Source organism: Undibacterium sp. GrIS 1.2 (genome assembly GCF_040544435.1).
GTDB lineage: Bacteria > Pseudomonadota > Gammaproteobacteria > Burkholderiales > Burkholderiaceae_D > Undibacterium.
In genome coordinates this window covers 110,402-118,204 of the sequence record NZ_JBEONP010000010.1, presented here as the reverse complement: position 1 = coordinate 118,204, position 7,803 = coordinate 110,402, and the positions used below count along the sequence as shown (strand labels likewise).

Genomic DNA, 7,803 nt, shown 5'->3' with positions numbered 1-7,803 from the left:
CTGAAGACAAAATCACTAAAAAAGCATCATTTTATTTTTTAAAAATTCAACCTTTGCTGAAACGGCTCTGATTAAGGCTGTCATGCAAAGGTCTCTAATAAGCTGATCATTTTTTTGAATAAATGACTGTCTTGCCTTTGTTACCAAAATTTTCTCTTGTAAAGATTTATTTACAAATTTTCTCGTATCGCGAAAAAACAACGAGCATATTTGCAACTGTTTTGATGTCTGATTAACTGTTCCTTAGCTATTTGGGCAGTAGCCGGTTGAATCCTTTTCATAAGCGTAGTCGGATCTTCAACGCCATTTCAGTGTTTTTGCTGGGATACAGATCAAACGCCTTCACTCTGGTCCACTTGTTTTTTTAGTTTGACTTATTGCAACGAATTACTTCGACGACTTACTTCAACGCTTACCGCGTTGGCTAATACTCATAGGGGACAAAATCCCTACGGCAATTTGAAAATGGAGAGAAAATGAAACAAGCTTTGAAATTGAACCAAGTTTTACGTCCTACCTTATTGGCAGTTTTGGTGGCTAGTGCATACAGTGCAACAGCAGCAGAACGAATTGATCTGGAAAATTTTGTTGCTCCAGCGGCGGCTGTATCGCCTAAGTCCTTATCGACAGGCGGCTCGAAAACTAGTGATTTACTTGGCCTAACGGCTGGTGAATTGCAAGCAGTGCGCAGCAAGACTTATGCTAATGGCAAAGTTGTTACGCGCTATCAACAATTTCACCAAGGTATCCCTGTCTGGGGTGAAGGTGTTGTTGAGCAAGTCGCTCCTGGCGCAGCTCAGCCAACTTTGTCTGGCGCAATGTTGCGCAACCTGACTAATGATTTGCCGACCGCAAAGCCGCTTTACTCAGCGACTCAGGCACTGACTTTGGCGAAAACACAAGCACGTGTAAATTCCACTGAAAACGATCAATCTAAATTGCATGTCAAATTGGGCGCAAATAATGTTGCTCAATTGATTTATGTGATTTCTTTCCTCGACACATCCAATCCAAATAAACCAAGCCGCCCACATTTCATCATTGATGCAAATACAGGAGCAGTGCTGGAAAAATGGGAAGGCTTGACTCACGCCCTAAGCGGCACCGGACCTGGCGGCAATGCTAAAACCGGTCAATATGAATACGGCACGACTGCAGGTTATGGTTACCTTGACGTATTGGTCAGCGGATCTACTTGTAAGCTGAGTAGCACCAACGTTGACACTTACAACATGAATAGCGCTACTACTGGTTCAGGTACTTTGCAAACATTTACTTGCCCACGTAATACTGTCAAAGCGATTAACGGTGCTTATTCTCCAATGAATGATGCTCATTACTTTGGTAATCAAGTCTTCAATATGTATCAAGCTTATTTAGGCTTGCGTCCAATTAGCCAAAAACTGGTGATGAAAGTGCATTACGGTTCTGCCTATGAAAATGCATTCTGGGATGGTAGTGCGATGAATTTTGGTGATGGTGCATCGACTTTCTATCCATTGACAGCATTAGACGTAACTGGTCACGAAATCAGTCATGGCTTTACAGAGCAAAACTCCAATCTGACCTACTCTGGTATGTCCGGTGGTATGAATGAGGCATTCTCTGACATGGCTGGTGAGGCAGTTAAGTATTATGTTAAAGGGACGAATGACTTTAAGGTTGGCGTCGATATCTTTAAAGCAAGCGGTGCATTACGTTATATGTACAATCCGCCACTGGATGGTGGTTCCATTGATAATGCAGCTAACTACACAAGCAGCCTTGATGTGCATTACAGCAGTGGCGTTTACAACAAAGCGTTCTACTTATTAGCAACAACTTCTGGTTGGAATACACGTAAAGCATTTGAAGTGATGGCTGATGCAAATCACCTGTATTGGGCTGCGGGCAGCACATTTAACCAAGGTGCTTGTGGTGTAGAAAAAGCAGCGGGTAATCGCGGTTACACAGTTGCTGATGTTACTGCGGCATTCAAAACCGTCGGTGTAAGTTGCGCAACAACAACTCCTACTGCGACAGTATTAACTAAGGGCGTTGCCGTCACCGGAATTTCTTTAGCTAAGAGTGCGACTAAGTTGTATTCCATCGTTGTTCCAGCAGGTGCTAAAAACCTGAGCGTCAAGTTGTCTGGCGGTTCTGGTGATGGAGATATTTACGTGAAGGCAAGCGCAGCACCAACTACTAGCACTTATGATAGTAAATCTGATGGCTCTACTAACGCAGAGACAGTAACGATAGCGGCACCTAAGACAGCGACTTACTATGTATTAGTCAGTGCATATGCTGCTGTAAGTGGCGCGTCATTGGTCGCTACTTATCAATAAGGTTAACCATACTTAATTCTGTATAGGTTAAGTATTGAATGTTCCTAGTTCCCGCTCCAATTGGAGCGGGAATTTTTTTTAGTCCAAATAATTAATTACTGAATCTGCCATGAGTATCTAGACGTATTCATTTGATATGCTTAATTTTTTAGAGTGTTTTGACTAGACCGCAACTTAAGTTGCTTATCTTAGTAATATTTATTCGCCGACTCTAAATAGTTATTCTTTTGAAATATATTTGACGTAATATGCAATACTTTTCAGATACAGTAAATTCGCGTAAATAAATGTGACAAATCTAGGTGCATTGATTTTCGTGACGCATAATGTATTTTTGAAATTAGTCTTGGCAGTAATCAGTAGCACTGATTGCTCTCAAAATTTTGATCGATTTAATTTATTGCCAATGCCCTAAAGCATTAGCAAGTAGAAATGAGTTATTTTTATCTAATATGAGCTATTCATCTTCGTCCCAACAAGTTCAAATTCGTCAAACTAGTCAAGTTCGTAAAGTCATTGTGCGAGGCTTTACCCTGATTGAAATCATGGTTGTTGTCGTTATCATGGGGATTTTGGCAGCCTTAGTCGTGCCTAAATTAATGGGGCGCACAGACGATGCTCGTATTGCTGCTGCCAAGCAAGATATTTCAACCTTGATGCAAGCGCTCAAGTTATATCGCCTTGACAATCAACGTTACCCAACCACTGAGCAGGGCTTGCAGGCCTTAATCGTAAAACCAACTTCAGGCCCTGCTGCCAATGGTTGGAAAACTGGTGGCTACATCGATAAACTCCCGAAAGATCCTTGGGGTAATCCTTACCAATATTTATCTCCTGGAATTAAAGGGGAGGTTGATATTTTTTCCTTGGGCGCAGATGGTCAGCCTAATGGTACTGGCAACGATGCAGATATCGGTTCGTGGGATCTGTAAGTTTCTCCGTGTCGCGCTCTTCTCGCTATAACTCAGGTTTTAGTTTACTGGAGTTGCTGGTGGTGCTGGTAATCGCCGGCATTATGCTGGGTGCCGTGTCATTCAATGCGATGCAAAGTAGCCGTCAGCGTTTGCAAACAGATGCGCAACGTATTGCTTTGCTGTTGCAATTAGCCCGGGAAGAAGCAATTGTCCGAAACCATCCTATTGCATTCGAGGCAGATCAAAATCGGTACCATTTTTTAGTACGTAACGATCTGACATGGGAGCCAATCCTTGATGTTGACATGTTGCGCGAACGCGAATTCTCTATGAGCCCAGTTCAACTGGCTATTGATCCAGTATCACTTGCCAACACTACCGACCTGCGGATTGTATTTGGTCGTGAACCAGTTGATAAGCCATTTGTCCTGAGTATGATTGTCGGGGAAGACAAGATAGTCATACGTGCAGATGGCATTGGCCATTTTGTGGTGGAGTAGGTATGAAGTTGAGTACGTATTGCGCGACGCCATATCAATTGAAAAAAACTTCAGGCTTTACTTTGCTTGAGGTTCTAGTTGCGCTAGTGATAGTCGGGACCGCATTAGGGGCGAGCTTGCGTGCGATAGGAAGCCTGACTCAAAATAGTAATGATTTACGGGCTGCAATGATGGCTAGTTGGTCAGCAGAAAACCGATTGGCGCAAATCAGGCTTGGTTCCGAATGGCCTGCCGTTGGGGAGCGTTCTTTCCCTTGTCCTCAGGGTGAGTTGAATCTGGTTTGTGAGGAGCATGTATTGGCAACGCCAAATCCTTTGTTTAGACGAGTGGAAGTTTATGTATTTGATGCCAATCATCCAGAACGAAGGATTGTTAAATTAACGCAGGTGGTGCCCAATGCCATCTAATAAAAATCGCTTCAACATTTCGACTGATCTTTCGACTGATCTTTCAATGAATTGCTCAACTAATAACAGACCAAAACAAGTAAAAAAAATAGTTGGTTTTACTTTGGTTGAGTTGCTCGTCGCAATTACTATTTTGGCGATTGTTGCTGTTCTCGGCTGGCGTGGTCTGGATAGTATTGTCAGGGCGCGTATCACTTTGACCAATGAACTTGAGCAGTCTCGTGGAACGCAGATTAGTTTTGCTCAGTTAGAAAACGACAGCGCGCATCTTGCCGGGACAGATTTGCTTGCGACCCGTGAGAGTCTTCGAGCATCACCGCAAGGCTTGTACATGATACGTACAGTGTTTGATGATAACCAACCGTTGCGCTTGCAAATAGTCGCCTATCGCCTGAAAGATGGGATCTTGAGTCGTCGAGAGTCTGTCGCTACCCGTGACTTAAAAATGCTGGATGCCGATTGGCAAAATGCCCTTAACGAGACTGACAATATGTCTATCGTTGTATTGCAAACAGATGTCGCATCCATCTCTATGCGTACCTGGAATAAGGATGAGAATACTTGGAGGGTAGCAGGCACTGATATTGATACATCACAAAATGCCACAACAGGTTCTGCAAGTAAGCCCATCCCTCTGAAAAGTGGGCTTGAGGTATCGCTCCAGCTATTGGGGCGCGAGAACGTGATCTTAAAAGTATTCTTGCTGGGGGCGGCGTGAAAAAACTGCCACATTATCAAGCTGGTGTCGCCGTTGTGACGGCGCTATTGCTGACAACGCTAGCCATCACCATTGTTGCTAGTTTATTTTGGCAGCAGCAAGTTCAGGTTCGCTCAATTGAAAATCAACGACTGCAACTGCAAAAAAAATGGGTCTTGCGTGGTGCTTTAGATTTGGCTCGTCTGATTTTGCGTGAGGATGGTCGTGGAAGTAACGTTGATCATCTTAAAGAAGCCTGGGCGACGCCTTTGGCAGAAACTCGTCTTGATGAATATGTTGAAAATGGTCGTGCGGATACCGAGGCCTCTGACGCTACTTTATCCGGTCAAATTACGGATGCTCAGTCTCGTTTTAATATAAATAATCTCTCTACGGATGGGGTCATTAACCCTAAAGAGGTAATTGCATTTGAGCGTTTACTTACCAATATCAAGCTAGACCCCTCTCTGGCCGCTGCAACAGCTACTGCTGTAGCTAATTCCCAAACAAAAAAAACAACTGCTCCTAGTGGTCCCTCAATAGTAACCAGCGCTGCTAGCGCATCTAGTGTTGCTGATACTTCAACGGCTACTGTAACGAATACAACAGATGCATCAAAAAGTGCGAGCAATACTGGACAAGCGTCAACTGATGCAATTCCTGAAGTACAATTCTTGCGCTTTACTCAGATCGACGATGTGTTGTCGGTCCCAGGATTTACTTCAGATATGTTGTTAAAACTGAGGGATTTTGTGACGGTGCTTCCGCATGCCACGCCCATCAACGTGAATACGGCATCGGCAGAAGTACTATCGGCAAGAATTGCAGCGCTCTCCTTATCCGATGCAGCCGCAATTATTGCAAGTCGTGACCGGGCAGAGTTTTTTGGCCTAACTGACTTTAAGCAGCGCTTCCCGGATAAATTAACAGATGTCTCTGCTAACGACCTATCCTTCGCAACAAACTACTTTATTGTTGCCGGTAAGATAAAATTAGGACGATCAACACTGAATTTTAGTGCTTTGATCGAGCGAATCAAGATAGATACAAAAATTATCTGGATAAGAGAGCTTTGATAGTCGTGATGCAGGTAAATTTTGTATCGCACTAAAATAGAAAATTGAATATGGCAAGTACACTGTACATACTATCACCGTCAAAAATCATTGGCCAAAATGGTAGCGATTGGACGACTCAAGCTCGTCCATTTGCATTGGTTTCTAATAATGGCACAATAGAGCAACAAGGCCATCAAACGCTAGTTCAATTAAAAACTATGATTAGCATGGCGCGCCAAGTCGTATTGTTGTTGGCCGCTAGCGACGTCAGTGTGTTGCAAGCTAAAGTGCCGCCGATGTCAGCCGCAAAACTGCGCCAGTCTTTACCAAATTTATTAGAAGATCAGTTGGCAACCGATGCTGCAGATGTAATTCTGCAATCGACCATGGTCGTTAACGGCATGTGCTCAGTTGCCGTGGTTGATAAAAACTGGATGGAGTCGCTTGCAAAAAGTATGCTGTTATTTGGCGCAAAAAAAATCTCTGCATATCCCGTACAAATGGCGATGGAGCACAACAGTGATAGTGCCACCGTTATGTACGAACAGGAGGGCAATATGCTGGAGTTTGCTGCTTGCTCCCTTGACGGTAATTTTTTGGGTTTAGGTTTGAGTGTTGACGAGATAGCTCAGCGCTCTGATGTGAATGAGAAATTGGACGTTGAGCTAAACACGGTTTTACAGACTTTGAAGTTGTTTCTGTCAGAAGATAGTGTTGTTGTTTATCTTGAGCCTAAAAAAATAGAGGCTTATCAACAAGCCATACAAAAAGATATAGAGCTTGCCCAGAGAATTACCTTGCAGCCAATTCAATGGAAAAACCGGATTGCTGGTCTCACTCCGGCCAGCCCAGATCTGATGGCCGGCGTAGCTTTGGCAAATCCGTCGGCGATTGATTTGTTTGCATGGCGTTGGCCAATAGGTTTAGCTGCTGCGGTTCTAATCATCAATTTGATTGGCATAAATTTTGAGTGGTTTTCACTCAAGCGCGAGGCTCAGCAACTGAGTTCGTCACTAGTGCAATCTTATCGTGCTGCTTATCCTAAAGAAACCGTCATCATTGATCCGCTAGCGCAAATGCAGCAAAAAATCAGTTTATCTAAAAAACTAGCTGGACAATCGGTGCCAGACGATTTTGTTGTTCTCGCTGCCCAGTTCTCTCAAATATGGGACAGAATCAGTGGTGCTTCCCCAGGAGCTAGCGTGCTCAGTATGGAATACCGCGAACATAGTTTGTTCGTAAAAACACGTTCGTTTAATCAGCAGGACCAGCTTAAAGCTGCGTTACAAGAGCAATCTTTGACTTTAGTATCCTTTAAAGATGGTTTGTTACAGGTCAAGACTGGTCTTAGTCTTGATGCTAAAAACAATACTGCCGCAAGCTCAGGGGGCTTGAAATGAAAAACTCGATGCTGGTAGAAAGCTTATCTTTGTTTTGGCAGCAGCGTGTGCCGCGGGAGCGCTGGATGTTGTCGTTAGCCTTGCTTACGATAGTTTGTGCTTTAATTTATGTGATTGGTATTAATCCCGCTTTATCAGGTAAGCAGAGTTTACAAAAAGCCATACCGCAATTAAGACAGCAAGTCGCAGAAATGGATTTAATGAGTAAGCAAAGCGCGCAACTCGGCAACGCTATGTCTGAAAATATAGATACTGTGTCGCGTGAATCGATTGAGACATCTTTGGCTCGCCGTAGCATTAAAGCACAAAATTTATCTGTGAATGACGATGTTGTCAGATTTCAGATTTCTACCGTTGCCTATGCCAATTTGATGGAATGGTTACTCGAAGCGCAAAAATCAACGAGATTAACGGTCGAAGAAGCGAAGCTAGCAGCGTTGCCAGAGAGTGGTCAGGTCAGTGTAACGATCACCTTAAAGCAGCAAAAGAATAATCTCTGA

The 7,803-nt window shown here is 43.6% G+C and carries 8 protein-coding genes; all 8 read left to right on the top strand.

All coding sequences use genetic code 11. From position 1 onward, the window contains the following. The first annotated feature begins 476 nt into the window (after positions 1 to 476). The 8 genes from AAKU61_RS06420 to AAKU61_RS06385 all read left to right on the top strand — a co-directional run bounded on the left by AAKU61_RS06420 (position 477) and on the right by AAKU61_RS06385 (position 7,803). A complete protein-coding gene (locus AAKU61_RS06420; protein ID WP_354330618.1) occupies positions 477 to 2,327 on the top strand; it encodes a M4 family metallopeptidase in 1,851 nt (616 codons plus the stop codon). Positions 2,328 to 2,779: 452 nt separating this feature from the next. After that, a complete protein-coding gene (gspG, locus tag AAKU61_RS06415) occupies positions 2,780 to 3,259 on the top strand; it encodes a type II secretion system major pseudopilin GspG (protein WP_354330616.1) in 480 nt (159 codons plus the stop codon). 8 nt (positions 3,260 to 3,267) lie between these two features. After that, complete coding sequence (locus AAKU61_RS06410; RefSeq protein ID WP_354330614.1) at positions 3,268 to 3,741, top strand: GspH/FimT family pseudopilin; 474 nt, start codon at positions 3,268 to 3,270, stop codon at positions 3,739 to 3,741. Between the two features lie 2 nt (positions 3,742 to 3,743). Then, entirely contained in the window at positions 3,744 to 4,148 is a 405-nt protein-coding gene (gspI, locus tag AAKU61_RS06405) for a type II secretion system minor pseudopilin GspI (RefSeq protein WP_322119106.1), read from the top strand. A 46-nt stretch (positions 4,149 to 4,194) separates the two neighbouring features. Further along, the gene (locus AAKU61_RS06400; protein WP_354330612.1) at positions 4,195 to 4,866 is read left to right on the top strand and encodes a PulJ/GspJ family protein; all 672 of its coding nucleotides are present in this window, start codon (positions 4,195 to 4,197) and stop codon (positions 4,864 to 4,866) included. Beyond that, complete coding sequence (gene gspK, locus AAKU61_RS06395) at positions 4,863 to 5,921, top strand: type II secretion system minor pseudopilin GspK (RefSeq protein WP_354330610.1); 1,059 nt, start codon at positions 4,863 to 4,865, stop codon at positions 5,919 to 5,921. Before AAKU61_RS06400 ends, gspK begins: the two co-directional genes overlap by 4 nt. Before the next feature lie 50 nt (positions 5,922 to 5,971). After that, on the top strand, positions 5,972 to 7,303 hold the full coding sequence (gene gspL, locus AAKU61_RS06390; RefSeq protein WP_354330608.1) for a type II secretion system protein GspL: 1,332 nt from the start codon (positions 5,972 to 5,974) through the stop codon (positions 7,301 to 7,303). After that, on the top strand, positions 7,300 to 7,803 hold the full coding sequence (locus tag AAKU61_RS06385; RefSeq protein WP_354330606.1) for a type II secretion system protein M: 504 nt from the start codon (positions 7,300 to 7,302) through the stop codon (positions 7,801 to 7,803). The genes gspL and AAKU61_RS06385 overlap by 4 nt, the downstream gene beginning before the upstream one ends.